Annotated in this window: 2 protein-coding genes; one reads left to right on the top strand and one right to left on the bottom strand. The window is 54.9% G+C overall.

All coding sequences use genetic code 11. The features are described from left to right. A partial coding sequence (locus tag FAS41_RS30685) for a replication initiation protein (protein ID WP_218939156.1) occupies positions 1 to 711 on the top strand: 711 nt, incomplete at its 5' end. Positions 712 to 923: 212 nt separating this feature from the next. Here FAS41_RS30685 and FAS41_RS30990 read toward each other — a convergent pair. Next, positions 924 to 1,245: hypothetical protein (locus FAS41_RS30990; RefSeq protein WP_171049604.1), on the bottom strand; the 322-nt coding region annotated here is incomplete at its 5' end.

Consider the following 1,245-nt stretch of genomic DNA (forward strand, 5'->3'; position numbering starts at 1 on the left):
CTGGCTGCCATCTGTAAGCAGGATCCGCGCAAGCCGATGGAGAAGGTGATCAGTGTTTATGCCTCCGACTTTGCCAAGATCTACGGCATCCCACTCCGTCACTGCTACGAGTACATGAAGGAGGCCGCGGACTCCCTTTACGAGCGTGACATCAAGACCTACGACAACAAAGGAATGGACCGGAAGCGCTGGGTTGATCGCGCGAAGTACGTGACGGGGGAAGGGCGGGTGGATCTGTACTTCACCGTTCACGTGATGCCGTACCTCTCGCACCTGACCAAACGCGTAACCACTTACGATCTCCGCCGTGTCGCTCAACTTGAGTCGACAAATAGCTATCGACTGTTCGAGATGTTGATGCAGTTTCGGAGTACAGGTTGGGCGCATATTGAAGTAGATCGGCTGCGCGAGGCCCTTGGGCTAGATGGAGCCTACGAGCGCTTTAACAATCTGCGGCAGCGGGTGATTGATCCTGCGGTTAAGGAGCTCGAGGCCAAGAGTGGGCTGATTGTGACCTACGAGCTGCAGAAGGCCGGGCGCAAGGTGAAGGCAATCAAGTTTGCCTTCAAGGACGCAGTGCAGATGCCATTGGTTCTGCCGGACCAACCCGAATTCATTCCTGGGAGTTGGGACAGTGACACGCCGCTTTCTGACGCATTTGGCGAACTGCTGAATGAGGAGCATGAGATGGCGGACGCCGAAATGCATTGAAGAGTGTTGCTACTAGCAACAGCATAACCCGGCCTAGCCGGGTTTTTTTATTCCCGACTATTGGCCGTCATTCGTTGTAGGGCTGTTGCTCGACGCTGCAGTCAGGCAATCGAAATGTAGCTGTGCCGTAATCTGTAGTCGTTTTGTGGTCAGGCAGGAGCCGCCGCCGGGGGCTGCCCAGCTAACGACCGTCATCCGTTGTCATTTAAAGGTCAATGTTGAGAGTTCGGGACGACAGCAAACAGCGCACGTCGCCATCGAGCGACCTGCTCGGAACTCGCTTTACCCTGGTTCTTGAGGGCAGAAAATACTGCAACAGAAAATCGCATCGCTTCGTCGTCATCGTCATGGTGATCAATCATCACGATAGGGAAGGCACCGGCAGTCCCAAGGTCCAACGAAACAATTGCGATAGTTCTCACCAGGTGAACACCCCCGACATCGACATCTTCTGCCAGATATCTTGAGAGCGACGAGACGATCCCTTGCTCGCAAAGAGCAACCAATCCGCTTGGCTGCGTTGCTGGTCCTGCG

Source organism: Pseudomonas nicosulfuronedens, assembly GCF_005877905.1.
GTDB lineage: Bacteria > Pseudomonadota > Gammaproteobacteria > Pseudomonadales > Pseudomonadaceae > Pseudomonas > Pseudomonas nicosulfuronedens.